Genomic DNA, 26,775 nt, shown 5'->3' with positions numbered 1-26,775 from the left:
CCGTTGCCTTCACATCGCTCATCCGTCGGTCATGGATGTTCTTCCTTTCCCCCGACGAAACCCTCGCCGCGCTTTTCGCCGCCTTTCTTGGCGGAGCCCTATTTGGACGAATCGTCTGGCGGCGGCAGGCCTACGACGCGCGGATCCGGACAGCCGCTGACGCGCTGCTACGTCGAGCGGAGGACCAATTCCGGCTGGTGCACGACACGTCGCCAGATTGCTTTGCACTTCTCCATCCGATCAAGAACGAACAGGGCGCCACGGATTTTCAGGTCGTGTATCTGAACCCGGCGTCCCAGGAATTCACCGGCCGGAATCCTCGTGCACTCGTCGGCCGCCTGGTCGGCGAGACGTTGCCGCGCGCGCACGAGCTGGAGGCGACGCGTGCCCTCGCTCGGCTGACGGAGAGCGGCCAGTCGTACCGCGACGAGTTCCAGCTCGACACGACCGGAGGAACACAGCGACGCTGGGTCGCTCTGTCGGCCGTTCGGATCGATGACGCCATCGCCGTCACGCTCGCCGACGTCTCGTCGCGAAAACAGGCCGAAGCCCTGCTCGCCGCTTCGAACGCAGAGCTCGAGCGACGAGTGCAACAGCGTACCGCCGAGCTTGCGGAAGCGCGCGAGCGCTACCGGCTCCTCGCGGAGCACGCGTCGGACATGATCTCGACGCATGCCCTCGACGGCAGCTTCACGTACACGGCGCCAGCGCTCGAGGAACTGGTCGGCAGCAAGAGCGAAGACCTGCGCGGCCGCTCGCCGATCGAATTCGCTCATCCTGATGACAGGATTCTCATTGCCGAGGGCCGCGATCGCGCCCACCGCAACCGCGGCTCCTCGCTGGTGACCTGGCGCTGTCGACGGCCGGACGGCTCCTACGTATGGCTGGAGACCAATGGTCGTGCCGTTCGTGATTCGAGAACCGGACAGCCACTCTGGTTCGTTTGCTCGAGCCGCGACATCACCTCGCGCAAACGCATCGAGGGTGCGCTGCGGGAATCGGAACAGCGGCTTCGCGCGACGCTGGAGACGCCAAATCTCGTCGCGGTCGCGCTGGACCCTGAAGGCATGGTCACCTTCTGCAATGAAGGATTGTGTCAGACCACCGGTTGGACGCGCGATGCGCTGCTCGGCCACAACTGGTTCGACGTCTGCATGCCGGAGCGCGCCGTTAGGCGTGCGTTCCGCTCCCAGATGCGGCGCGGCACGATCCCCGCGCGCTTCGAACGCGAGATCGTGTGCCGCGACGGCAGCCGGCGCCTCATCGAGTGGGACAACAACGTGCTTCGTGACCCGTTAGGCGGCGTCGTCGGCACGGTCAGCCTCGGCGTGGACGTCACCGAGAAGCGGCAGGAAGAGACGGTGCTCCAGTTGCTGCAATCGGTGACCGTCGAGGCCGGCGCCGCCGAGGATATCGATTCGGCGTTAGGCGTCATGCTGGCGTCGATCTGTCAGTCGACGCGCTGGCGCTACGGCGAGGCGTGGCTGCCCGATTACCCCAAGGCGCGACTCGTGCGGCAGGACGTGTGCTTCGCCGCTCCCGGCACGGACGTCGCACCGCTGATCGAGAGCGGACGCGGCCTCTCGCTCGCGCTCGGTGAGGGCCTGCCGGGAACGGTCTGGAACAGGGGCGAGCTGGCCTGGATCGAGGACCTCGAGGCAGACGAGCCGAGACCGCGACGGAAGGTCGCGGTCGCGAACGGCTTTCGGGCGGTGTGCGCCGTGCCGGTGATGGCGGGGCACCAGGTGACCGCGGTGCTGTGCTTTTTTCTCAACTCGGTTCGGCGTCGCGACCAGAGCGCTGCGATCGTCGTCTCGACCGTCGCGAAGCAGCTTGGCTCGATGATCCTTCGCAAGCGTGTCGAGACCGAGTTGCGCGAATCGGAAGCGCGTCTCCGCGCGATTGTTCGCTCGATGAAAGAGGGTTTGATCATCACCGATCTGGAGAACCGGATTCAATTCGTGAACGAACGCACGCTCGAGCTCACCGGGCGCGCCGAGGGTGAGCTCATCGGCCGTGCCGCCGCGGAATGGTTAGGCATAACCGCGCATGATTCCGACCGTCGCGAGGTCCGCGTTACCGACGGCCCTCGCGCCGGCGCGTGGCTGGAGATCTCTGGCGGCCCGCTGGCGAACGCCGACGGCGAGATGGTCGGCACGCTCGACACGGTGACGGACGTGTCCGACCGGAAGCGGTACGAGGCCGCCATTCTGAGCGCGCGCGACGCGGCCGAAGCGGCGAGTCGTGCGAAGAGCGACTTTCTCTCGCGCATGAGCCACGAGCTGCGCACGCCGCTCAACTCGGTGATTGGTTTCGCGCGCGTGCTCCGTCGCAATGGAGCCGGCGACTTCGGCGCCGATGATCTTACCTATCTCGATCGCATTCAGGCCAATGGTGAGCATTTGCTCAAGCTCGTGAATGACCTGCTCGACGTTGCGAAGATCGAGGCCGGACGTGTCACCGTCGAGACAGGAACCGTCCGCCTCGACGCGCTCGTCCGGGAGATCGTCGAGCAGCTCGAGGGGCAACCGCGGGCCGCCGGCGTATCGCTCCGCGCCGACGTGCCTTCGTTTCCCGTCGCGATCGAGACCGACGCGCGACTACTGGGCCAGGTGTTGATCAACCTTGCCGGCAATGCGCTGCGCTTCACGCACCAGGGACAGGTCGTGATCGGTCTCATCGTCGATGGCGCGACGCAGCGACCGCGGCGCATCGACGTCAGCGACACCGGCATCGGTATTCCCGCGGAGCGTCAACGTGCCATATTCGAGCCGTTCGAGCAGGCGGATTCGACGACCAGCCGCGCCTACGGCGGCACGGGCCTTGGTCTCTCGATCGCTCGCTCGTTGTGCGACGCGCTCGGACTCCGCTTGACACTCGAGAGCACACCGGGCAAGGGATCGACCTTCAGCGTGCATCTGGGCGACATGGAACGGCGAACGGGAGAAGCGGCATGAAGGTCGGCACGTTGCCAATTGGCAAGCAAGGCGCACGAACGATCGGCGGGGTCGTGCTATTCACGGCGCTGCTCTGGATCGGAGCGTGGCCCATCGGTCGGGCGCCCGCACTCGGTCCCCTGCTCGACCCCGCGCACGGCGTCTGGGCGCTGGCGCGGACTGCCGAGCTGCCTAACGAAGCGAGTGATGTGGTGCCGACGCTCGGCTCGACAGTCGAGATTCGCTATGACGTGCGCGGCGTGCCGCACATCTTCGCGACGAGGGACGACGATGCCTATCGTGCGCTGGGCTACGTCGTCGCGCGCGACCGGCTCTTTCAGCTCTGGCTGCAAACGATGGCGGCGAGCGGACGACTCACCGAGATCGCCGGCCCGCAGGCATTGCCCCTCGACCGGGAGATGCGGCGCCTCGCAATTCCGTGGTCTGCCGAGCGCAAGCTCGCGCTCATCGACTCCACGGCGCCGGAGACGGCACGGCTCACGCGCGCATACGCGGACGGCGTGAATGCCTACATCGACCACATGTCGCGCGACGCACTTCCGCTCGAATTTCGACTGCTGGGAATCAAGGCCGTGCCCAAGTGGCAGCCGCTCAACTCGTTGCTGCTGTTCAACCGCATGGGATGGACGCTTGCCTACATCGTGCCGGAGCTCGAGCGTGCGCTCGCGTCATCGCGTGTCGGCTCCGCCGCGGCCGCGTCGCTCTTTCCCGAGAACTCACCGATTCAGGAGCCGATCCTGCCGAACGGCCGGAAGGCGCCGCGCTTCGATTTTGCCCGTCTCACGCCCGCCGGCACGCCGGACAGTGTCGATTCACAAACGCTCATCGCTGCGCTTCACGACTACATGCCCTCGAGCGCCGCGGCGACGGGGAACGACGAGCCGCGAACCTACGCCAGCAATAATTGGGCGGTCGCACCGCGCCGGTCGGCGACGGGCGACGCACTGCTCGCCGGCGACCCGCATCTCGAGTTGAGCCTTCCCTCGATCTGGTACGAGGCGCAGCTCTTGGTGCCGGCCACACTCGACGTCTATGGCGTCACGATCCCTGGCCTGCCGGCGATCATCCTCGGTTTCAATCGCGATATTGCGTGGACGTTCACGAACACGGGCGCGGACGTCCTCGATTTCTACACCGAAAAAGTCGATCAGGACGAGCACCCGACCAAGTACTTCATGGACGGCACGTGGCGGCCGCTCGAGCAGCGGATTGAGCAATACCGCGGCCGGCGCGGCGAGATCCTCGCGGTCGACACACTGTACTTCACGCATCGCGGACCACTCCGCCGCGAGAATGGGCAATGGCTGTCGATGCGCTGGACGGTGCTCGAGCAGTCGAACGAGACGGAAGGCTTCCGTCTCGCGGCGAAGGCGAAGGACGTCGACGAATTCCAGCGCGTGATGGGCATGTACTTCCGTTCACCGGCGCAGAACATGCTCGTCGCCGATCGACATGGCTCGATCGCCATCCGGTCGACGGGTCGCTTTCCCGTTAGGCCTGGCGGCGGAAGTGGGTTCACTGTTCGCGACGGCACGACATCGGCCAGCGACTGGCGCAGCTATCTCCCCGTGGAGTTCGCGCCGCAGGCACGCGATCCGGAACAGGGCTATCTCGCATCGGCGAACCAGCAGCCGATCGATCCGCGCATGGCGAATTATTGGTTCGGCGGACAATACGAGACGTGGCGCGCGCTACGCATCAATCAACTCCTTCGCGGCGACAGCGCGATGACGGTCGACAAGATGCGGCGTTTCCAGACCGATCCAGGCAGCGTCTTCGCCGATCTCTTCGTCCCGTATTTTCTCAATGCCGCGCAGCGGGCGGCTACGCATCCCGTTCCGGATGTCGACGCAACGAGGCTCGCCGAGGCGGCGCGCCTCCTCGGCGAGTGGGATCGCAAGTACACGACCGGCAACAAACGGGCGGTGTTGTTCGAGCTTGCGTACGGAGATCTCGTCAATCGAACATGGGACGAGCTCATCGCACCGGGAGCGCCGACCCGCGGCGGCATTCGACGCGTCGTGACTCCGTCGAGCGAGGTGCTCGCCGAGCTCCTCGCCGATTCGACGAGCGAATGGTGGGACGACCGGCGCACGGCGCGTCGAGAGACGCGCGACGACATTCTCGCCGCGAGCCTCGCGGCCGCGCTCGACACGGCGCGCGCTCGCTATGGCGATCCGGCGAAGAACGGATGGACGTGGAGCCGCGTTCGGCACGTCAACATCTGGCATCCGTTGCGCCTGCCGTCGCTGTCGGCGCTCGACCTCCCGACGCAGGGCGGACGCGGAACGCTCAACCCGTCGAGTGGCGCGGGAATCTTCGGTCCGAGCTGGCGGATGGTCGTCGAGCTCTCCTCGAACGAGCTCAAGGCATGGGGGACATATCCCGGTGGTCAGTCGGGAAATCCAGCGAGCTCGCGCTACAAGAATCATCTCCAGCAGTGGCTCGAGGGCAACCTCGAGGCGCTTGTCGTTCCGAAGTGGATTCCCGAACTGAGCGCCAAGGAGACCTCGGCGCGCCTAACCCTGAGGGCTCGCGAATGACGGGCACACATCGTCGTCGACCGTCGCGTCGATTGCCGCTCGCGGCTTTGGCGTGCGGTGCACTCGTCGTGCTTGGCGGCTGGCTGGTCGGCTGGTGGATCGTCCCGCTCGCGGCCGTGCTCACCGGCGTATTCTGGTGGGATCGCCCCGAAGTGGCTCTCGAGGCGATGTGGGGAGCGGTCGGAGGCTGGGCGCTGCTGCTCGTGATCGACAGCCTGCACGGACGTACGTGGGCGCTCGCGCGCGCCGCGGGCGGCGCGCTGGCTCTACCGTGGGGCCTGCTCTTTCCCGTGACTTTGCTCTTCGCGGCCGGACTCGCGTGGAGTGTCGCCATCGTGGCACAAGCAGCGTGTGCGCGAATAGCGAAGTCATAACTGTCGATCCGACGAGCGAAGGCCCGGTCTCTGAACTTCTCGGAAGATTAGAGTATGTTCACGGCCCGTGCGACAATGACGGCGACGCTCGTGAACGAGATGCACGACTGCACCATCATCATTCCCTTCGCCCATCGCGAAAGCACCGGAACGTCGGTCGGTGAGAAGGCCGTACTCGTGTTGAACGCGAGGAACAAATAATCGACGAATCCCGGCCGCCAGTTGGCGTCCAACGCATCCTCGGCCAGCGTCAGCTCCTCGTCGGCGCCGGGCAGCAGCATTTGAGGAAAGAGGAACGCGCCCCGGACGTGCTTGTCGCGAAAATCTCGCGCGTTGGGACCGCCCGCGTCGAGCCGCCAGTACCAGGCAGCGAAAACCACGACGTTCGTCGCCCACAGCACTGCCGCTGATCGGAGCAGTGCCGCGGGTGCTTCGAGTCGTCGAGGCAGAGCCCACAGGAGCCCGGCGAGGCCGAAGATCAGCGCCGCCGTCAGTACGAAAAGCGCGAAATAGCTCAGCCGCTCGTTGAGCGCCCAGCGCCGCCGTCGGCGCGCATACGTCGCGAGAACGATGAGAGTCGCGACCGCGCCGAGGACCATCCACGGTGGCCCCATCAAGAGCGAGCGCGGCAACACGAAGTGCAGACTGGCGGCGGCGAGGAGCGCGATCGCCACGGGCCAGCGCGGCTCGGGCTGACGCGCTGATGCCGCGCGGGGGGAGTGGGACGGGCCGGTCATCGCGCTCAAGCTACATGTGAAGACCGTACCCCGCTCGACTGGACAGCATCGATAACTTTCGGAGAGAAATCAGGAGGAGTGTGTAAAATGACAGGCGAGCGCGAGTCAGCTACGCTCGGTGGCGGATGTTTCTGGTGTCTCGATACGGTCTATCGCGAGCTGCGAGGCGTAGAGAAAGTGGAATCCGGGTATGCGGGTGGCACGACGCCGAACCCGACGTATCGCGAAGTCTGCAGCGGGCAGACGGGGCACGCCGAAGTTGTCCAGATCACCTTCGATCCAACAAAGGTTACGTACCGCGAGCTCCTCGACGTCTTCTTTACGATCCATGATCCAACGACGGAGGATCGTCAGGGCGCCGACATCGGGACTCAGTATCGCTCGGTGATCTTCACGCACTCGGACGAGCAAGCGCGCACGGCGCGCGAGGTGATTGCCGAGATCACGGCAGAGAAACTATGGGACGATCCGATCGTGACGAAGATCGAACCGCTCACCACGTTCTATTCTGCCGAGCGCTATCATCAAGACTACTTCGCGAACAACGCCGAGCAGCCGTACTGCCAGGTCGTCATCGCGCCGAAAGTCGCGAAATTCCGGCAAAAGTTCCTCGAAAAGATGCGCGCCTAACGGCGGTTGCTGGCGGGACTCCGAATTCGCCCATCACCCACGACTAATCACCAACCGCGGCGGCGTCTACGACCAACGCGCGCCGAGCTCGCCGGCTCCGGGCTCGAGGGGCGGCTCGTGCGTTCCGCCACCGACGGCCTCGACCGCCTCAGCGCGTAGCCCCAACTCGGCAGGTGCCATCTCGTTAGGCACAGGGACGGCGTCGACGGCGCGGTCGGTCGCACCTTCATGACCCACCGCCCCGACCACTGCGGCCGCGGCGACGGGCGCTCGTCGCGCCACGCGCTGCATCGAGGGAGACCTCCGCGCGCCCCACTCGCGTGAGGCGACACGCACTTCATCGATCACGCGGTCCAGCGTGGCCGCCACCGTTGCGCCGAGCATTCCGACCAGTCGCTCGCCGATTCCGGGCCGATGGCGATGCTCCTCGACGACCGGCGCCTGGCTCTCGTCGCGGTCCTCGTGAGATCGCCGTTTCGCAGTCCTGCCAGTGACGGCACTCGCTGCGGCGGACGCGACCTTCTCATCGGCGCCGGTACCTCCGATGACTGCACCAAGCGCGACCGCGGCGCCAAGCGCAGACCATGGGTGCTCACGCACCAATCGCCCGGCATCGACTCGCCGTCTGGCGCGATCGCGCAATTCGTCGATATCGCGCGCCATGCGGTCGCGCGTGCCTGCCATCTCGCGGCGAAGTTGAGCTGTTTCGTCAGTCATGCAGCGAAGGCATGCAGAATGTGTTCCTTGGCGTTGCGAACCGCGGGAACCGCGCATGAAGCGGTTTCCGCATTTCACGGGGCTTCCGCCCCTCATGCTTTCCGCGGTTCCCGCCGTCCACGCGCTACGCCGCCAATTTGAACGTACTAATCAAGTCCTGAAGCACTTCAGCCTGCGCCGACATCTCCGCGGCTGTCGCGGCGAGTTGCTGCGCAGCGGCGGCGTTCCGTTGGGTCGCCTGATCGACGCCACGCATCGCGCTCGTCACCTCGCTCAGTCCATTCGTCTGCTCCGCGGATGCCGACGCGATGCGCTGCATGAGCGCCGCGGTCTGCGCAATCGCCGGAACGAGCGTCGTCAACAGTTCGCTCGACCGCTGGGCGACGCCATGACTCGAGGAGACGAGCGTCTGGATCTCCTGCGCCGCCTGATGACTGCCCTCGGCCAATTGACGGACTTCCGCAGCGACGACGGCGAAGCCGCGGCCATGCTCGCCGGCGCGCGCAGCCTCGATCGCCGCGTTGAGCGCGAGGAGGTTCGTTTGCGTCGCGATCTCACCGACGGCGGAGATCCGCTCGGTGATGCGATGCATTGCGCGCAAGGTGTCCTGCGTCGCGTGGCCGCTCTGCTCGGCGTCGTTCGCGCCACGCTGCGCCAGCTCCTCCGTCTCACGGCTCGTCTCGGCGTTTCGCCTAACGAGCGAATGCACGCGGTCGATTGCGGCGCTGGCCTGCTGCACGACGGCCGCTTCGTCCGAGGTGCTCTGCGAGAGCTCCTGCGCCGACGACGCCACCTCGGCCGCGGCGCCGGCGATCGCCTGCGCCGCGCCGCGCAATTCGGCGACGGCCGTCGACAAGGTACCGATCATCGACGCGAACGCACGGCCGAACGTGTCGGCGGACGAGCGCGGCTCGACCGCTTGCGCGAGGTTTCCCGCCGAGACGCTGTCCGCCACCTGCGCCATCGACTGCAGATACTGCGTCATGTGCCGGAACGCGACGCCGAAGGCGTCCTGCGCCGAACGCGGCTCCATGTGCACGGTGACGTCGCCCGCGGCGATTGCCTCCGCGGCCGTCGCCATCTCCTTCAGGTACTGGACCATCTGTTCCATCGCGCGCAGCAGCCGCCCCACCTCGCCATCGACGCTCGAAGGAATCGTGACCGTCACGTCGCCGCGCGCGAGGCGGTCGGCGACGTGTGCCGCTTCGCCGATCGGATCGGTGAGCGTGCGCGTCAATAGTTCCTCCGTGAAGAGCGACAGCACCCACAGAAACGCGACGGCGCCTAACGCTACGATCCCGATGGCGATCGAGGTCGCGAGCTCGAGTCGGCTTGCTGACGTGAAGGCGCTCTCGATGCGCTCCTGATCGGCGACGGCGGTCGCGTCCAGTTCGGCACGGAGCGCATCGTATTGCTTCGTGGTCCACGCCGTGGCGTCCGCGATGCTGTCGCCGGTTTCACCGGCGATCATGCGCTCGCTCACGCGCCGTGCGGATGCATGATAGTGCCGCACGGCCGTCCGCAGCGCTTCGATTGTTGGGACGTCGAGCACGGGGTTTTTTCGCGCGGCGTCCAGCTCTCGGATCACCGAGTCGAGCTGTGTGTCGGCGTCTCTGAGCGCCTGCGGTTGCTTCGTGATGCTGGCATCATCAAAGCGGTGCTCCATTGCCGCGAGTCGCTCGCGCAGGTCGGCGCTGAGCCGTGCCGACGGGTAATAACCGTCGCGGATCCGCGTTGTGCTGTGACGGCTCAACATTCCGAACGCGATCGTCATCACGAGAATGGCGAACATGGCCGCGCCGCCGATCGTCGGCAGCAAGCGAATCTTGCGCTGGATGCTCAGCTCGCGCGTCACCCCGTGGAGCGCCGCGAACGCCTTCTCCCGGAGCGGATTGGCTCCGCTCTGCCGCGACTCGTTCGCGCCACGGGCAGGAGTGCGGATCGGCATTTTCGGAGGCAGTTGGCTCACTGCAGATGACGCCCGCGAGAGTGCCGTGTAACACGCCTCTGGCACCGTCGCGCGGCTCTACGCACCTTTCGCCCGGCTCATCTGACCGACTGCGACACATCACTTCTCCGGAACATGACTCGACTCGCGATAACACTCACAATGCTTGCGAGCGCGGCCGTAGCGCATGCGCAGCGCGTCCATACCCTCATGCCGTCGCCGGCCACCGTGGCCTTCGGTTACTACGATGCAGCAGCGACACCGGTCCTTCGCGTACACTCGGGCGACGAGGTCATCGTCGGGACGGAAATCACGTCCAGTCCGACGCGTCTCGAGCAGGTCGGCGTGAAGCCGGCGGACATCCAGACATCCCTTCGCGCGATCTACGATTCGGTGAAAGTCCGCGGGCCCGGTGGACATATCCTCACGGGCCCGATCTATGTCGAAGGCGCGGACTCGGGCGACGTTCTCGAGATCCGCATCGAGTCGATCGAACTTGCGATTCCGTATGCCTACAATGGCTTCGGCCCTCGTCGCGGCTTCCTGCCCGAGGATTACGAATACGCTAAAACGAAGATCATCCCGCTCGACAAAAAGCACATGACGGCGCAATTCGCGCCTGGGATAACGGTGCCGCTGCATCCGTTCTTCGGGAGTATCGGTGTTGCGCCACCAGCGTCGATGGGCCGGATCAGCAGCGCGCCGCCCGGCATTCACGCCGGGAATCTCGACAACAAGGAGCTCGTCGCCGGAACGACCCTGTACATCCCGGTCTGGGCCAAGGGTGCGCTTCTCGAGATCGGCGACGGCCACGCAGGGCAGGGCAATGGCGAGGTGGACATCACCGCGATGGAGACGTCGCTCACGGGGCGCTTCAAGCTCATCGTCCGTAAGGATCTGCATCTCACAATGCCGCGAGCCGAGACACCGACACACTGGATCACGATGGGCATCGACTCGAATCTCGTCACGGCGACGAAGCAAGCCGTGCGCGAGGCGATCAACTTTCTCGTCACAACGAAGGGCTTGTCGCGCGACGATGCCTATATGCTCACAAGCGTCGCGTGCGATGTCGATATCACCGAGCTCGTCGACGGGACGCTCGGCGTCCACGTCATGATTCCCAAGAACATTTTCAAATGATGAGACAACTTCTTGCGTCGCTCAGGATGGCAGTCCTTCTTACACTCGTCGCATCTGCACTCAAAGCACAACAGGTCGCTCCGCAGCTGTTCGGGGAGATGAAGTGGCGCATGATCGGCCCGCACCGCGCGAGCCGCACCAAGGCCGCGGCGGGAATCCCGAATCAGCCTAACGTCTTCTATATCGGCGTGGTCGACGGCGGCGTCTGGAAGACCACTGATTACGGTCGCACCTGGAAGCCGATCTTCGATGACCAACCGACAGGCTCGATCGGCGCCATCGCGATCGCGCCCTCGAATCCGAGTGTGGTCTATGTCGGCAGCGGCGAAGGCTTGCAGCGACCGGACCTCTCGACGGGCGACGGGATCTACAAGTCGACCGATGGCGGGAAGTCGTGGTCGCATCTGGGACTGCGCGACGGTCAGCAAATACCGCAGATCGTCGTCGATCCACGCGACCCGAATCGCCTTTTCGTCGCGGTCCTCGGTCATCCGTACGGGCCGAACGCCGAGCGAGGGATCTACCGATCCAGCAACGGCGGTTCCATGTTCGAGAAAGTTCTATACAAGGACGAGAGCACCGGCGGCGTCGACGTCATTCTCGACCCTGCCGACCCGATGATCGTGTACGCCGTGCTTTGGGAGGCCCGTCAGGCGCCCTGGGAGAATGGACAGTTCTCGGGGCCAGGCAGCGGCCTGTTCAAATCGATCGATGGCGGTACGACCTGGCGTCAGATCGGGAAGGGGCTTCCGACCTTCGAGCAGGACGGCCTCGGACGCATCGGTATCACGGTCGCGCCGACGATGCCCAGCCGCATGTTCGCGACCGTGGACGCGAATCGCAACAGCGGTCTCTATCGCTCGGACGATGCCGGCGAGAACTGGTATAAAGTTACTCAAGATAGTCGCGTCGCTGGCCGCGCGTCGGACTTCGCCGAGGTCAAGGTCGACCCGAGGAATCCCGACATCGTCTACACGGCGAGCGTGGTGACGTGGAAGTCCGTCGACGGGGGGAAGACCTTCGCTGCGCTCCGTGGCGCGCCGGGCGGCGACGATTATCACAGGATCTGGATCAACCCAAACGATCCGAATACGATGCTCGTCGCCGGCGATCAGGGCGCGATCGTGACGGTGAATGGTGGCGAGAGTTGGAGCTCGTGGTACAACCAGCCCACGGCAGCATTCTATCACGTCATCACCGACAACGCATTTCCGTATCGCGTCTGCAGCGGTCAGCAGGAGTCGGGATCGGCGTGCGTCTCGAGCCGCGGCGACGACGGTGAGATCACTTTTCGTGATTGGCATCCGGTCGGAGTCGAAGAGTACGGATACGTTGCTCCCGATCCGCTCGATCCCGACATCGTGTACGGTGGCAAAGTGACGCGCTATGATCGGCGCACGGGGGACGTCCAGGAGATTGCGCCGAAGGCATTGCGTGCGAGTGACTATCGTGTTCTCCGCACCGCGCCCTTGCTTTTCTCGCCGCTCGATCCACACGCCCTCTTCTTCGCGTCGAACGTGGTTTGGAAAACGCTCACCGGCGGACGCAGTTGGCAGCAGATCAGTCCTGATCTCACCCGCACCGATTCGGTCGTGCCGCCGAATGTCGGCAAGTACGCTGGTGAGCCCGTGGCTGCTTCACGCCATCCGGGCGTGATCTACACTCTCGCGCTGTCGCCATTGCGCGAGGACGTGATCTGGGCGGGAAGTGACGACGGCCTCATACATCTCACGACGGACGGCGGCAAGAACTGGCGCGACGTGACGCCGGCCGTACTCCGCGCCGCACCGTGGAGCAAGATCTCGCTCATGGACGCGTCGCACTTCGACGCGAACACGGCGTATGCCGCCGTGAACACCTTCCGCCGCGATGATCTTCGCCCGCACATCTGGCGGACGCGAGACGGCGGCAAGAACTGGACGGAGATCGTCACCGGCATCGATAGTGGAGCGATCATCAACGTCGTGCGCGAAGATCCGAAGCGCCGCGGGCTGCTCTTCGCCGGCTCCGAGACGCACGTCTGGGTCTCGTTCGACGACGGCGATCACTGGCAGTCGCTCCGGCTCAACATGCCGGCGACATCGATTCGCGATCTCGTCATCAAGGACGATGACATCGTCCTCGCCACGCACGGCCGCAGCTTCTGGATCCTCGACGATATCACGGCCTTGCGGCAGTTGGCGGCGGCCAAGCCACAATCGATGACGACAACGCTCTTCGCGCCCCAAGTCGCGACGCGATTTCGCTGGAACAAGAACACGGATACGCCGATACCGCCTGACGAACCGGCGGGCGAGAATCCACCGGACGGCGCCATCCTCGATTACGTCATCGGTGCGGGTACGACCGGCCCGGCGACGCTCGAGATTCTCGACGCATCGAGCCGAGTCGTTAGGCATTACGCCAGCACCGATACGGCGATGGCCGCGTCCGACATCGGGAACATCCCCGCGTATTGGATCCGTCAGACGCACGTCCTCTCGGCGGCGCCGGGTATGCATCGCTTCGTCTGGGATCTCACCTACGAGCGCCCGGCCGTGCTCAGCACCGCCTATCCCATCGCGGCCATTCTGCGCGACACACCGCGCGAGCCCCGCGGTCCATGGGCGCTACCTGGTCAGTACACCGTGCGCCTAACGGCTGGCGGTAAGTCCCTCACGCAGCCACTCATCGTGCGAATGGATCCTCGTGTGAAGACGCCGCTGGCCGATCTCCGCCAGCAATTCGCTGCCGCGCAGCAAGTAACGCACGCCCTTCGTCAGGACTCGGACGCCCTCGCGCAGATCCGTGCACTGCGCGCCGAATTACGCGCGGCCCGGGAGCGTGCCAGCGCATCCGTCGGAGACGCGATCGCTGCCCTCGACGCGAAAGCAGCGGGACTCGAGGGCGGCGGTGGCGGCGGTCGCGGTGGTCGCGGTGGTCGCGGTGGTCGCCGCGGCGGCACGGCAAGCTCGTTCACGGCGCTCAACGGCGAGCTTGCCGCGGTCTACGCCATCGTCCACGGCAGCGACCGTGCGCCGACGACGCAAGTACTTGCCGCCGTTGCAGACCTTCAGCGCCAGCTGGCGTCGCTCCTCGCCGCGTGGTCCACGCTTCGTACCAAGGATGTTCCCGCGGTCAGCACGCAGCTCGAGCGCGCGGGACTGCCGAAGCTCAGTACGGGCGATAAGTAACCGTCCAGAGGCCGCTAGTCCGATCGCTCCGAGCGATCCGCGTCGTCGAGCCGGCGCGGCGCTGCTTCGTCCTTTGCATCCTCCACGACCCGCCGCCTAACGACTACCTCTTCGACCATCGGCCGACGCTCGACCACCTTCTCCTCGTCGGCGCGGCCAGCGTAGCGCACCCGCCCGGAGTCCGACCACTCACGGCGTTCGGCGCGTTTCTCTTTCGCCTCGCCGACGGCCTCGCGCTCGGCCGGAGTGAGGTCCGCCGAGTCCATCCGCACGACACGACGCGGGCGATCGATCTCCACCATGCGCAGCGGCACGAGCGCGTGCTGATCGCTTCCGGTGAGATCGACGTCGAGCATCACGACTTCGTGCGCGTCCGGATCGACAAGTAGCTCCTTCACTTTGCCGAGGTCGCGACCGCCCACCGTGCGAACTTCCCACCCACGAATATCGGGCTCGCCTTCGGCGACATCCCAACTCCCCAGATCCTCGAGCGGAACGAGCCGCTCGGCGTCGCGCGCGTACGGTCCCACGCCGGCTGCATCGCGCTGCCGGTCGCGATCGATGTCCGCCATCTCACCGCCTCCTGCTTGTTAGGGTGTCGTCGCTGGTGCGGACGCGGGAGCCGGTGTCGACGCAGTGGCCACGCCGCCTGCGTTTCGCCTGCTCATGAAGTACCACACGGCGGCGACGACGATGATGAGCAGAAGGATCAGCAGCCAAAGCCGTCCACGTCCGCGTTGCTGCGGCTCGACACGAATTTCGGCCATCGCGTTCCTCCCTCCACTCGGTTCGGGTATGACAGCGGAGGGAGACTGTTGCAAATGGGGCGCCACGCGCTCGCGATGCTACTTCCTCTTCGCGTAGCCGGCGAATACTGTGCCTACCGAGCCCGCTCCGCGGCGCGACGCAACGCGGCGTCTGCACACACGCGCGCAAGTTGCACCTTGTACGCGTCGCCTCCTTGAGCGCCGGCGTCGAGCTCCATCGCTGCGACCGCAATGGTGTCGGGATCCGCGGTACGACCCGCAAGCACTTCCTCGACGCGGATCGCCCGTAACGGCGTGGTCCCGAAACCCGTGACCGCAACGCGGACGCGTTGGATTCGATCACTCATCCGCTCGAGGTCCACCGTCGCCGCAACGCCAACGAGAGCAAATCGACTCGCGGGATGCGGATGCTTGGCGTAGGCGCTACCCGACCGCGCGGTCGATACCGGAATCCGTATCTCGGCGAGCAGCTCTTCTGGGTCGAGCGCGGTTGCGAACAGCTCGCGGAAGAACGCGTCGGCGTGAATCGTTCGACGCCCAGCTCGTCCCACGGCGACGATGGTCGCACCGAGCGCGAGGATCACCGCGGGGAGATCCGCCGCCGGATCGGCGTGGGCGAGGCTGCCACCGATGGTTCCACGGTTACGAACTTGTGGATCACCAATCTGCGACGCGGCATCGGCGACGATTGGCGCGGCGTCCCTGATATCCGCGCTCGTCGCCAGCTCGTTGTAGGTCGTCATCGCGCCGATGATCAACGATCCACTCTCGCGACGAATGCCGCGCAGGGAAGGAATGCGGCGCAAATCGACGACGTGTGTTGGCTGCGCGAAGCGCAGCTTCATCAGCGGCAGCAAGCTATGGCCACCGGCGAGCAGTTTCGCGTTCTCTCCGTGCTCCGCGAGGAGCGCGAGCGCTTCGTCGATCGTCGCCGGCGCCGTGTATTCAAAGGGTGCGGGGTACATGTCACGCCCTCCCGTCAGCGGTCTGCATTGCCGTCCAGAGCTTCTCCGAGGTGAGCGGCATATCGAGGTGCTTCACGCCAAATGGAGCGAGCGCGTCCATCACGGCGTTGACAATCGCCGGTGTCGCCGCGATGGTGCCCGTCTCCCCTGCGCCCTTGATGCCTAACGGGTTCACTGGCGTCGGTGTCACCGTGCGCGCGGTTTCGAAGCTCGGCAATTGATCCGCTCGCGGGACCGCGTAGTTCATGAGCGATGCGGTTACCGGCTGGCCCGTGTCGTCGTAGCGAACTTCCTCCCAGAGCGCCTGGGCGATGCCCTGCGTCACGCCCCCGTGCACCATTCCGTCGACGATCATCGGATTGATCACATTCCCGACATCATCGACCGCGATGTAGCGAAGCACCTTCACTTCGCCGGTGTCGCGTTTGACCTCGACGACGGCGACATGCGCGCCGAAGGGGAAGGTGAAGTTGCTCGGGTCGTAGAAGCTGTTCGCCTCGAGGCCGGGCTCGAGGTCGCTCGGGTATTTGTGCGCGAGATACGCGGCGAGCGCGATCTCGCCGAAGCTCTTGCCGCGATCGGGCGCGCCGCGCACAAAGTATTGGCCATTCTCGTGCACGACGTCTTCGGGTGCTGCCTCGAGAAGATGTGCCGCGAGCCGCTTCGCCTTCTCGGTAATCTTGATGATTGCATTGTGAATCGCGGTCCCGCCGACCGCGGCGCTACGGCTGCCGTAGGTTCCCATGCCGAATGGCACGCGGCCCGTGTCGCCGTGAACGATCTCGATGTCGTCCATCGGAATTCCCAGCTCGTGCGACACGAGCTGCGAGAAGGTCGTCTCGTGTCCCTGCCCATGCGCATGCGAGCCGGTGAATACGGAAACCTTGCCCGTTGGGTGAACGCGGACCGAGGCGCTCTCCCAGAGGCCCGCCTGCGCACCTAACGATCCGACGACCTGCGACGGAGCAATGCTGCACGCCTCGATGTATGTCGAGAGGCCGATGCCAATGTACCGGCCATCGCGCCGCGCCTGCGCCTGCTCCTCGAGGATCTTCGGGTAATCGACGGTCCGAAGCGCGAGCTCGAGGGCCGGAGCGTAGTTGCCGCTGTCATACACGAGCGCGACGGGTGTCTGATACGGGAAGCTGTCGGCTGAAATGAAATTCAGGCGACGAATCGCGGCTGGATTCAAGCCGATTTGCTGCGCGGCGAGGTCGACCATCCGCTCGACGACGTAGGCGGCTTCGGGGCGCCCCGCGCCGCGGTAGGCATCGACGGGCGTTGTGTTCGTGAAGACCGCGTCGACTTCCGCGTAAATCGCCGGGATGCGATACACGCCCGAGAGGAGCGTCGCGTACAAATAGGTCGGCACACACGGCGCGAAGAGCGTCAGGTACGCGCCCAGGTTCGCGACCGTTCGCACGCGCAACCCGAGAATGCGTCCCTCCGCATCGAGGGCAAGCTCGGCGTCGGTCACATGGTCTCGACCCTGGGAGTCCGTGAGAAAACTCTCACTCCGCGTCGCGGTCCACTTCACGGGCCGGCCAAGTTGCTTGGTCGTCCAGGCGAGAACACACTCCTCGGGATAGATGAAGATCTTCGAGCCGAATCCACCGCCGACATCGGGCGCGATCACGCGGAACTTGTGCTCGGGGATGCCGAGGACGAACGCACCCATGATCAATCGGTGCACGTGCGGATTCTGCGACGTCACCCAGAGCGTCAGCTCGTCCGTGCCGCGATCGTAGCTCGCGAGTGACGACCGCGGCTCCATGGCAACCGCGGCGAGGCGGTTGTTGACGAGCCGCTGCCTAACGACGTGCGAGGCGCTGGCGAACGCCGCATCCGTCGCGCCGGCGTCTCCGATCGTCCAGTGGAAGCATCGGTTGGCCGGCGCGTCGTCGTGGACGAGGGTCGCGCTGTCGGCCGCGGTCGCCGTATCCGTGACGGCCGGGAGCACGTCGTACTCGATGACGACAAGATCGGCGGCGTCTCGCGCGACGTAGGCATTGTCGGCGATTACCACCGCGACTGCCTCGCCGACATACCGCACCCGGTCGATCGCCATTGGCGGATGGGTAGGCGTCTTGATGTCGGGGAGAAGCCAGGCGGTGGGAATCCCGTTGACTCCCGCGCCGGCGAGCTGCGCGCCCGTGAACACGCCACGGACGCCGCGCAGCGCCTGTGCTCTGCTCGTGTCGATCGCGAGGATGCGCGCGTGTGCGTGGGGGCTGCGCACGAATGCGGCGTGCGTCGTACCGGGCAGCGTCACGTCGTCCGTGTACCGGCCCCGCCCCGTGAGAAAACGCTCATCCTCGCGCCGCAGGACGCTCTCGCCGAACACCGAGCTACTACCATGGGCCTGAGACATGGGTCCTCCTCAGTGCACGATGGGGACGCCGATTGGCGTGTGAATGCTTTGGCGCGGCGGCTCCTCCGCAACGGCGGGCGCCATTTTTTCCGCGGCGGCCTTGACCGCCTTTACGATGTTGTGATAGCCCGTGCAACGGCAGAGGTTGCCCCCGAGGCCGATTCGAATCTGCTCATCCGTTGGATGCGGCGTGCGCTGCAGGAGGTCGATCGCCGCCATGACCATACCCGGCGTGCAGAAGCCGCATTGCAGACCGTGCTCCTGGTGGAAGGCATTCTGCACCGGGTGCATGACACCGCCGCTCGCGACCCCTTCGATCGTCGTGACCTCGGCACCGTCGGCTTGCGCCGCGAGAACGGTGCACGACTTCACGGACTTGCCGTCGAGCAACACGGTACAGGCGCCACACTGGCTCGTGTCGCACCCGACGTGAGTCCCCGTTAGGCCGAGCGACTCGCGAAGGTAGTGGACGAGGAGAAGACGCGGCTCAACCTCGTCGTGGTGCGGAGCACCGTTCACCGTAACGTGAATGTCCACCATTCCACTCGCTCCTCGAGACTCGAGCGCCGCGACGCGACGTGGCCTCAGTTCGGTGTGGTCGTGGCGGCCGCCGCTGGCGGTCGTCGGGTGACCCCCTAGCATGCGTGCGACCTGGGGTGCCGTCAAGCAGCGCAAAGGACACTTATCGGTGCGGCCTGGTCGGGCCGCACGCGGTCAGCGGCGCTTGGCGGCCTTGGGCCGAGTGGTGCGTTTGCTCGCCGCGGCCCGGCTTCGTTCCGGGGCGCGCTCTCGCGGTGCGGGCGGCTTGGTGCCCGCTGCGCGGTTCAGGTCGGCCTCGCCAATCCACCGTGTCGCCCATTTCCCGATCGCGTCGAGCGAGTCCTGCAAGGCGCGGCCTTTCGCCGTGAGCTCGTACTCAACTCGCACCGGCGACTCGGGAACGACCGTCCGAGTCAGCAGCCCTTCGCACTCGAGCGCCCGCAGACGCTCGGAGAGCATCCGGTCGCTGATCTCGGGGATCGCCGCCCGGAGCCCGTTGTAGCGCGCGCGACCGCCAAGTAGACAGCTGATGATTGCGCCCGTCCAGCGCCCGCCGATGAGCTCGACGGCTACGTGAAACCGGGGACAGAGGTTGACGGCATCGGACATGCCCACAAATCTATGGCGGGTTGGTCACTTGACAAGAGTAACTTACCAAAGTATAGTCTCTCACCATACATAAGCATTGCTGGTGCAACACCATTTCATCGCCTGAGAGGACTCCTTCAATGACTACTACTGCCACGCCCGCCACCGGCGTCACCACGTGGACGATCGATCCGACGCACTCACTGGTCGAGTTCGCGGTCAAGCATCTGATGATCTCCACCGTGAAGGGCCGTTTCGCAGACGTGAAAGGCGCAATCCGCTACGACGAATCCGAGCCAAAGCAATCGCGGGTCGAGATCGAGATCCCGATCGCGACGATCACGACGCAGAACGAGCAGCGCGACAATCACCTCCGCTCACCCGACTTCTTCGACGCCGAGCATCACCCCACGATGACGTTCAAAAGCAAGCGTATCGATGGCGACCTCCAGGGCGAGTTCAAGCTCATCGGGGACCTAACGATTCGTGGGAACACGCGCGAAGTCACGTTCGACGCCGAGTTCCAGGGGCGGGGCCGTGATCCGTGGGGCGGGGAGCGCATGGGCTTCGCCGCGAACGGCAAGATCAACCGCAAGGAGTTTGGCTTGCACTGGAATCAGGCGCTCGATGCCGGCGGCTGGGTGCTCGGCGACGACATCAAGATGTCGATAGAGGTCGAGTTGGTGAAGCAGGCGTAACACTCAACCGGGGAGGGGCGAGGGATGAGGATCTGCTCTTCCAGATCGAGACAATCGCGAGTTCCTCGCGGCAGCGACGATCAACCATCTTAACACAGACAAGGCCGGACAAGCGCGGACACTGCCGGACGAGAAGTCGTTGACGACTCTTTGAAAAAAATCGTTTGCGCTCTTCTCGTCCGCGCTCAACCTCGAAGCGCTTCCACGGGATCGACACGTGACGCGCGCACGGCGGGGGCGTAGCTCGCAACCGTTGCAAGTATCACCAGCAGCAGCGTCGCGCAGATCAGGACCAGCGGGTCGTTCGGGCTGACGCCGAAAAGCAGCGCACCCAGCACGCGCGTCGTCGCCAACGCACAGGCGAGTCCAATCAACACGCCGATGCCCGCCAGCACGAGCGATTGCCTGACGACCATCCCCCGCACGTCCTCGGCGCGCGCCCCGAGCGCCATGCGGATGCCGATCTCGCTGCGCCGCTGCGCGACGACGTACGAGATGACGCCGTAGATGCCCACGGCGCTCAGCACGAGGGCCAGCGCGGCGGCGGCTGCAAGGAGCATCATCGTGAACGAGCGCCGCGCCAGCGATTGGGCAAGCAACTGCTCCATCGGCGCGATGTCGCTGATCGGAACCTGCGGATCGATCTCATTCACGGCACGGCGAATAGCCGGCAGCACACTGTTCGACATGCCAGCTGCCGTCCGTACGACCAATCGCATGAACAGCGGAAGGCCTTCGATGCCGGGATTCCTGGCGAAAGGAATCATCGGGAAGTACACGACTTGCCCAGGGGATCGGTCGAGTCCGTGCGTCCGTACGGGTCCCGTAACGCCCGAGATGCGATAGAACGGCGGCATCCCGTTGCAGCACTTGACGCCACGATTGATCGCGTCCTCGTTAGGCCAGAATCGATTCGCGAAAGCTTCGCTGACCACGGCGCTCGCCCCGCCGCGATCATTTTCGGGCCAATCGGGAGCATGGCCGCGGAGCGGAATCCGCAACGTCTCGAAGTAACCGGGGGTCACCTGCATCATCTGCACGCAATCGCTGCGTTCGCCCGAGGGTCCGGGAACGTCGACGACCGCGCCCGTGCAGAGCTCGGAGCTCTCGAGCGGCAGGGCGCCGCCGAAACCGACGGAGAGCACGCCAGGGAGTGCGCGAACGCGTGCCGCGAGCTGCTCGAAGAAGGCGTTCGCGATCTGGGGCGAGCGATAGCGCCCGTTAGGCAACGAGAGCGACATCGTCATGACGTTCGTCGGGTCGAAGCCAGGGTGAACGCCACGCAGGTTTCTCAGGCTTCTGACGAGAAGTCCCGCCGCCGTCAGCAAGATGAGCGCGAGTGCCATCTGCGATGTGACGAGTATGTTGCGCGTGGCGAGCCGCCGCGGCGCACCCGTCGAGCCGCGCCCTCCCTCACGAAGCATGGCCAGGTCGACCTGACCGCGGAGCGAGGGCAAAAGCCCGAGAGTGATCCCGGCGACGAGCGCGCAGACGATGGTGAAGGCGAAGCCTGTCCAACCCAGATGAACTTCGTCTAGGCGCGGGAGGTCGGATGGCGCGAGCGCGACGAGAAAGTGCAGCCCCGCCCACGCGACGCCGATCGCGCCTAACGCGGCCATTCCGGTGAGCACCAGGCTCTCGGCGAGAGAGTGTACCGCCAAAGCGCCGCGACTCGCGCCGATCGCGCTACGTACCGCCGCCTCGAGGCGCCGCGTCTCCACGCGAACGAGAAAAAGGTTGGCGACATTCGCGGCCGCGATGAGGAGTACCACGATCACTGCCGCGAAGAGAATCCAGATCGACTTGGTCACCAAACTTCCAACGACATCGTCGCGGAGCGACTTCACGAGCGTTGTGAAGCCCGTTCCTTCCATCATTTTCGGTGTGTAGACGTTGGGAAACGCCGTCGGGAACCGTGCGGTCAGCGCCGTGAGCTCTCGTTGCGCGTTCGCGATGTCCACTCCCCGTCGCATTCGACCAATCACGCTGAAGATGTGATTGCTGCGCGCCGGCGAAGCCGGATTCATGTCGAGCGGCAGCCACAAGTCGACCTTGTAATCCGGTAACTGCGCGCTCGGCGGCAATACGCCAACGACCGTGACCGGGTAGCCGTCGAGATCGATTCGCTTTCCCACTATCGTCGTATCGCCGGCGTACCGACGCTCCCATAGGCCGTGGCTCATCAATGCAGCGTCGAGGGTGTCTGTCGCTCGCAGATTGTCGTCCGGATTCAGTAGTCTTCCGCGTTCCGGCACTATACCGAGGACGCCGAACAGACTCGCGCTCACATACGCCGCGGGCGCGCGCTCTGGCTGTGTCGCGCCGCCGTCGCCCGTCAGCGTCGCGAGCTCGGTCCGGTAGATACCGAGATCCTCGAGCGTGTGACTCTCTCGTTTGAAGTAGTACATCTCGTGTCGAGCGAGTCCCCACACGGGTGCCGCTTTGATGCCAGGCACCGGGGACGAGAGCGCCACCAGACGATCGCCGTGCGCGTAGGGAAGGGGCCGAAGTACCACGGCGTCGAGAATCGTGAAGATCGCCATCGCCGCGCCGAGGCCTAACGCGAGCGTCACGAAGGCCATCGCCGCAAAAGTTCTGCTTCGACCGAGGGTGCGGACCGCGTACTTCAACTCCCGGCCAACGGTATCCGTGAATTCGAGACGTTGTCGCATCTTCTGCATCTCCTCATCGATGGCGCGCAGCTCGCGCCGATGCGAATCCAAGTCACCAAATCGCTGCCGCGCCTCGACGCTGGCTTCGTCGCGTGACATGCCCATCGCCATCAGCTCCTCGATCCGCCCCTCGAGATGGAACCGGAGCTCGGCGTCGACGTCGCGGTCGAGCCCGCGCCGCGAGAATGGAATCCGGAAGACGCGTCGGCGCCCGGAATCGCGCTTCATCGCGCGCCCTCATGAGCGAGCAGCAGTCCGACTGCTTCCGTATAGCGCGACCACTTGAGCAGTTCGGCGGTGAGCCGCCGGCGACCGACAGCCGTTAGGCAATAAAACTTTGCCTTACGATTGCGCTCCGTGTATCCCCACTCGGCGTCCAGCCAACCCCGCTGTTCCATCCGATGCAGGGCAGGGTACAGAGCGCCTTCCTCGATCTGGAGCCGCTGTCCCGTGACGTCCTCGATTTGATGAAGGACCGCGAGACCGTGCATCGGCCCCCAGCTCAGGGTCTTGAGCACGAGCAGGTCGAGCGTGCCGCGTAAGAGATCGAGGTCGGGAATGGACGCCATGCCGCGCCGCGTAGAGGGTTGCGGGTAGAGGGTATCGGGCAGAGGGTAGAGGGTGGAGGGTTAGAGCGTGGAGAATTACCGGCAGTGGGCCGTCCACCCTCCACGCTCTACCCGCTGCCCTCTACCAGCCTGCACCCGTCAACCTAAGGTTCTTAGGCTTAGACGTCACGACCCCGAAAATGGTTGACTGGTCTCCTTCGCCCTTTCGCGACGACACGGCACTGCGCACTATCTGGGCGGTCCTCCACCCAACCCGGGGCTCGTATGCGCTCACGTTTCCTTGTCATCGGTACACTCGTCGGCGCTCTTGTGCTGTTCGCGTGGCAAGCGGTCTCGCACGCCGCCCTCGGGCTGCCCGAAAAGGGCCTGCGACCATTTCCCACCGACAGCATGGCCGTCGCCGCGAAGAGCATTCGTGCGCTTGCGCCGCAGAACGGCATGTACTTCTCCGCCTACGGTGTGTTTGCCGCCGTGGAGATCGCCGGCGACTACACCGACAAGCGCCAGCAGTTCGTCTCGATGATGGCGAAGCAGTTGGTGCTCGACGTCGGCGTGGTGCTCATTCTCGCGGTACTGATGGATCGCCTCGCCGCGCAGAGTATTGTTCGAACGGGTGCGACATTCGGCGCCCTGGCTCTTGCCTTCATGGGCATGATCGACGTCGCAAATGGTATCTGGTGGAACTACGCGACAGCGTGGACGATCGGGAACCTGATCGATCAGGTGATCAGCTTCTTCATCCTCGGCGTCACGCTTGCCGCGCTGCAACGGCGCCTCGGCGAGCAACGCATCGAAACGGCCGAGCGAGCCGGCGTTCGCGCGCGGGGCGGCCTGCCCGCGAGTGACCCGGGCGCGCGCGCCGGACGCTAGCCTGCCACAGGACTACTCACTCCTGAGCGCCACGAGCGGATCGACACGAGTCGCGCGCTGCGCCGGGATCAAGCACGCCAGCAGTCCCGCGATCGACAACACCGCCACCACCAGCCCGAAGATCGCCGGATCGCGCGGCTGCACGTCGAAGAGCACGACCTTCATCAGCTGGGCGACGCCTAACGCGAGTGTCAAGCCGGCGGCCATGCCAGCGCCGAGCTGCCAGAGGCCCTGGCGCATCACCATTCCGACGACATCCGCTGCCTTCGCGCCGAGTGCCATGCGAATCCCGACCTCGCGCGTGCGACGTCCGACCGAGAACGCCATCACGGCGTAGAGACCAACGCCTGCCAGGAACAGCGCGATCGCACCGAAAATCATGAACATCGTGCCGAACACACGAACGAACCAGAGATTGCGCGTGATCGCCTCCGTCATCGAATACACGTAGTAGATCGGAATGTCACGATTGATCGAGCCGACGACGTCGCGCACTTGCGGCGTGATCGCCATCGGTGCCGCTGCGGTCCGCACCGCCATGCTCAGGAAGCGGTTAGGGTGCTGTGACACCGGCATGAAGATGAACGGCGGACGCATCTGGTCGGGGTTGCCCGAGTACGTGTTCGGCACGACTCCGACGATCGTCATCCATGTATCGGTGCTGCGCGACGCGCCGAGCCGGATTCGACGACCGATGGGATCGCCTCCCGGGAAGTACTTTGCGACGAACGCCTGATTCACGATTGCCGTTGGCAGTGCGTCGCGCCGGTCGGCGGACGTGAAGCTCCGTCCTCGCACGGCAGCCATACCGAACGTTGGGAAGAACCCGGCCGTCACCGCGTACGACCCGGCGCGCGGATAGTCGGCATCCTTCGTGTAACTCGCGCCCTCGATCGCGAAATTGCCGCTGCCCATGCCGAGCCCTGGCAGCTCGTTCGTCAAGGCCACACCGTCGACGCCGGGTATGCTCGTTAGGCGCGACTCGAGCTGCTCGAAGAACTGGCGCTGGCCGATCGTATCGGTATAGGCATCGGGAAAGCCGACGCGCGCGGTGAAGATGTTCTTCGTCGTGAAGCCAGGCTCGATGTTGCGTATCTTCGTAACACTCTTGATCATCAACCCCGCCGCGACGAGCAGGGCGCACGAGAGCGCAATCTCGAACACGACGAGCGCGCGGCTCAACCGGCCGATTCGGAAGCTCGACGCGCCGCGGGAGTCGTCCTTCAGGATTTCGCCGATGTCCGTACGCGAGGCCTGCAGTGCCGGTAAGAGTCCCGACGCGAACGTCGCCAGCACCGACGTGCCAATCGCGAAGAGCAGCACGGGCGGATACAGCCGGATGTCGAGCCAGAACGGAGGCTCTGTGCCCGCGATCGCACGGTTGAACGTACGCACGCCGAAATACGCGGCGGCGATGCCGAACCCAGTGCCGACGACGGCAAGCACGAACGCCTCGGTGAGGAATTGCCTCACGACGGCTGCTCGTGAGGCCCCCAGCGCCGTGCGAATCCCAACTTCCTTGGTGCGGTGGGCCGCTCGGTCGAGCAGCAAATTGGCAACGTTCGCGCACGCAATCAGGAGCACGAAAAACACCGCGCCGAGCATGGTGAGGAGCAGTTGACGCGGTTCCGGTCCAAGCTGACCATCGATGAATTTCATCACGCTGGCGCTCACGCCCTCGTTGAGCTCCTTGTGCTCGACCGCGATGCGCCGCGCGATGGCGTTCGCGTCAGTATTGGCGACATCGATCGATACGCCCGGCTTGAGCTTCGCTACGATCTGCAGATGCTGCCCGTCGCCCCGCTTCAGCGCGAGCGGATCGAGCTGCAAGGGAAGCCAGAGCGCGCCGTCGTCCGGAAAACCGTAGCGATCCGGCATCACGCCGACGATGGTGTAGGGCAATCCGTTGGCGCGGAGCGTCTTTCCGATGACGTTCGCGTCCCCCGCGAATCGGTTCTTCCACGTTGCAAAACTCAGTATGACCACGTGATCGGCACCGGGCGTGTCCTCACCCGCTCGGAAGGTTCGGCCAAGCAGGGGCGCCACGCCCGCAATCTCGAACATCGACGCGGTGGTCCACGTTCCCATGTACCGCTCGGCTTTCTCCGTGCCGCTCACGTTCACCGTTCCCGAGTAGAAGGCGCCAATCTCGGAGAAGCTGCGCTGCTGGCTGCGAAAGTCCGCGTAATCGTGCACGGACATATCCATTCGCTGCGCATGCTGCGCGAGATTCTGCTCGAACACGGAGACGATGCGATCGGCATCGCGGTAAGGCAGGCCGTGCATCATCACACTATAGACGATGCTGAACATCGTCGTCGTGAGACCGATGCCGAGCGTGAGCGCGAACACGGCAATGGCGCTGAGGCCGAGATGTTTGCGCAGGGAGCGGCTGCCGAAGCGGATGTCGCGGGCGATGACGGACATGACTCGCTGGAGAAAAGGGTGGAACCTTCGTTCTTCCGGCTTACGCCAGCCCTCGAAACGGGGTTTCAGAGGGCTTTCACTTCGAC

The 26,775-nt window shown here is 65.0% G+C and carries 20 protein-coding genes; 8 read left to right on the top strand and 12 right to left on the bottom strand.

From position 1 onward, the window contains the following. Positions 1 to 35 precede the first annotated feature (35 nt). Genes VGH98_21570 through VGH98_21560 form a run of 3 tightly spaced genes read left to right on the top strand, consistent with a single transcriptional unit; the run spans position 36 to position 5,874 of the window. Entirely contained in the window at positions 36 to 2,957 is a 2,922-nt protein-coding gene (locus VGH98_21570) for a PAS domain S-box protein (protein ID HEY2378584.1), read from the top strand. After that, positions 2,954 to 5,500, top strand: coding sequence for a penicillin acylase family protein (locus VGH98_21565; GenBank protein ID HEY2378583.1), 2,547 nt, complete (start codon positions 2,954 to 2,956; stop codon positions 5,498 to 5,500). The genes VGH98_21570 and VGH98_21565 overlap by 4 nt, the downstream gene beginning before the upstream one ends. Then, positions 5,497 to 5,874, top strand: a complete 378-nt coding sequence (locus tag VGH98_21560; GenBank protein ID HEY2378582.1) for a hypothetical protein — start codon at positions 5,497 to 5,499, stop codon at positions 5,872 to 5,874. The genes VGH98_21565 and VGH98_21560 overlap by 4 nt, the downstream gene beginning before the upstream one ends. Before the next feature lie 47 nt (positions 5,875 to 5,921). On the opposite strand, the gene VGH98_21555 is transcribed toward VGH98_21560, so the two are convergent. Continuing rightward, the gene (locus VGH98_21555) at positions 5,922 to 6,611 is read right to left on the bottom strand and encodes a hypothetical protein (GenBank protein ID HEY2378581.1); all 690 of its coding nucleotides are present in this window, start codon (positions 6,609 to 6,611) and stop codon (positions 5,922 to 5,924) included. 87 nt (positions 6,612 to 6,698) lie between these two features. Between VGH98_21555 and msrA the strand changes: the two genes are divergently transcribed. Continuing rightward, positions 6,699 to 7,241: a peptide-methionine (S)-S-oxide reductase MsrA gene (msrA, locus tag VGH98_21550; GenBank protein ID HEY2378580.1), complete on the top strand. Its 543-nt coding sequence runs from the start codon at positions 6,699 to 6,701 to the stop codon at positions 7,239 to 7,241. 66 nt (positions 7,242 to 7,307) lie between these two features. Here msrA and VGH98_21545 read toward each other — a convergent pair whose 3' ends face one another. Both VGH98_21545 and VGH98_21540 read right to left on the bottom strand, forming a co-directional pair. Beyond that, positions 7,308 to 7,958: a hypothetical protein gene (locus VGH98_21545; protein ID HEY2378579.1), complete on the bottom strand. Its 651-nt coding sequence runs from the start codon at positions 7,956 to 7,958 to the stop codon at positions 7,308 to 7,310. Between the two features lie 124 nt (positions 7,959 to 8,082). After that, complete coding sequence (locus VGH98_21540; protein ID HEY2378578.1) at positions 8,083 to 9,906, bottom strand: methyl-accepting chemotaxis protein; 1,824 nt, start codon at positions 9,904 to 9,906, stop codon at positions 8,083 to 8,085. Between the two features lie 135 nt (positions 9,907 to 10,041). On the opposite strand from VGH98_21540, the gene VGH98_21535 reads away from it, so the two are divergent. Together VGH98_21535 and VGH98_21530 are read left to right on the top strand one after the other, a co-directional pair. Next, entirely contained in the window at positions 10,042 to 11,049 is a 1,008-nt protein-coding gene (locus VGH98_21535) for an acetamidase/formamidase family protein (GenBank protein ID HEY2378577.1), read from the top strand. Between the two features lie 26 nt (positions 11,050 to 11,075). Then, positions 11,076 to 14,222, top strand: coding sequence for a hypothetical protein (locus VGH98_21530; GenBank protein HEY2378576.1), 3,147 nt, complete (start codon positions 11,076 to 11,078; stop codon positions 14,220 to 14,222). Between the two features lie 14 nt (positions 14,223 to 14,236). Here the strand turns inward: VGH98_21530 and VGH98_21525 are convergent, their stop codons facing one another. The 6 genes from VGH98_21525 to VGH98_21500 all read right to left on the bottom strand — a co-directional run bounded on the left by VGH98_21525 (position 14,237) and on the right by VGH98_21500 (position 19,474). Beyond that, positions 14,237 to 14,794 (bottom strand): PRC-barrel domain-containing protein, encoded by a 558-nt coding sequence (locus tag VGH98_21525; protein ID HEY2378575.1) that lies wholly within the window; start codon positions 14,792 to 14,794, stop codon positions 14,237 to 14,239. Positions 14,795 to 14,812: 18 nt separating this feature from the next. After that, positions 14,813 to 14,989, bottom strand: a complete 177-nt coding sequence (locus tag VGH98_21520) for a hypothetical protein (protein HEY2378574.1) — start codon at positions 14,987 to 14,989, stop codon at positions 14,813 to 14,815. Positions 14,990 to 15,102: 113 nt separating this feature from the next. Then, positions 15,103 to 15,954 (bottom strand): xanthine dehydrogenase family protein subunit M, encoded by an 852-nt coding sequence (locus VGH98_21515; GenBank protein HEY2378573.1) that lies wholly within the window; start codon positions 15,952 to 15,954, stop codon positions 15,103 to 15,105. 1 nt (position 15,955) lies between these two features. Then, positions 15,956 to 18,325, bottom strand: coding sequence for a molybdopterin cofactor-binding domain-containing protein (locus tag VGH98_21510; GenBank protein HEY2378572.1), 2,370 nt, complete (start codon positions 18,323 to 18,325; stop codon positions 15,956 to 15,958). Between the two features lie 9 nt (positions 18,326 to 18,334). Then, a complete protein-coding gene (locus VGH98_21505; protein HEY2378571.1) occupies positions 18,335 to 18,865 on the bottom strand; it encodes a (2Fe-2S)-binding protein in 531 nt (176 codons plus the stop codon). 174 nt (positions 18,866 to 19,039) lie between these two features. Beyond that, on the bottom strand, positions 19,040 to 19,474 hold the full coding sequence (locus tag VGH98_21500) for a helix-turn-helix domain-containing protein (protein HEY2378570.1): 435 nt from the start codon (positions 19,472 to 19,474) through the stop codon (positions 19,040 to 19,042). A gap of 119 nt (positions 19,475 to 19,593) precedes the next feature. Here VGH98_21500 and VGH98_21495 point away from each other — a divergent pair, with 119 nt between their 5' ends. Continuing rightward, on the top strand, positions 19,594 to 20,151 hold the full coding sequence (locus VGH98_21495) for a YceI family protein (GenBank protein ID HEY2378569.1): 558 nt from the start codon (positions 19,594 to 19,596) through the stop codon (positions 20,149 to 20,151). A 185-nt stretch (positions 20,152 to 20,336) separates the two neighbouring features. On the opposite strand, the gene VGH98_21490 is transcribed toward VGH98_21495, so the two are convergent. Both VGH98_21490 and VGH98_21485 read right to left on the bottom strand, forming a co-directional pair. Continuing rightward, a complete protein-coding gene (locus VGH98_21490) occupies positions 20,337 to 23,051 on the bottom strand; it encodes an ABC transporter permease (GenBank protein ID HEY2378568.1) in 2,715 nt (904 codons plus the stop codon). Beyond that, the gene (locus tag VGH98_21485) at positions 23,048 to 23,392 is read right to left on the bottom strand and encodes a PadR family transcriptional regulator (GenBank protein HEY2378567.1); all 345 of its coding nucleotides are present in this window, start codon (positions 23,390 to 23,392) and stop codon (positions 23,048 to 23,050) included. Before VGH98_21485 ends, VGH98_21490 begins: the two co-directional genes overlap by 4 nt. A 264-nt stretch (positions 23,393 to 23,656) precedes the next feature. Between VGH98_21485 and VGH98_21480 the strand changes: the two genes are divergently transcribed. Beyond that, positions 23,657 to 24,262: a hypothetical protein gene (locus tag VGH98_21480; GenBank protein HEY2378566.1), complete on the top strand. Its 606-nt coding sequence runs from the start codon at positions 23,657 to 23,659 to the stop codon at positions 24,260 to 24,262. Between the two features lie 12 nt (positions 24,263 to 24,274). On the opposite strand, the gene VGH98_21475 is transcribed toward VGH98_21480, so the two are convergent. After that, a complete protein-coding gene (locus tag VGH98_21475) occupies positions 24,275 to 26,689 on the bottom strand; it encodes an ABC transporter permease (protein ID HEY2378565.1) in 2,415 nt (804 codons plus the stop codon). Positions 26,690 to 26,775 lie beyond the last annotated feature (86 nt).

The sequence above is a fragment of the Gemmatimonadaceae bacterium genome (assembly GCA_036496605.1).
Taxonomy (GTDB): Bacteria; Gemmatimonadota; Gemmatimonadetes; order Gemmatimonadales; family Gemmatimonadaceae; genus AG2.
This window is presented reverse-complemented; position numbering and strand designations above follow the sequence as displayed.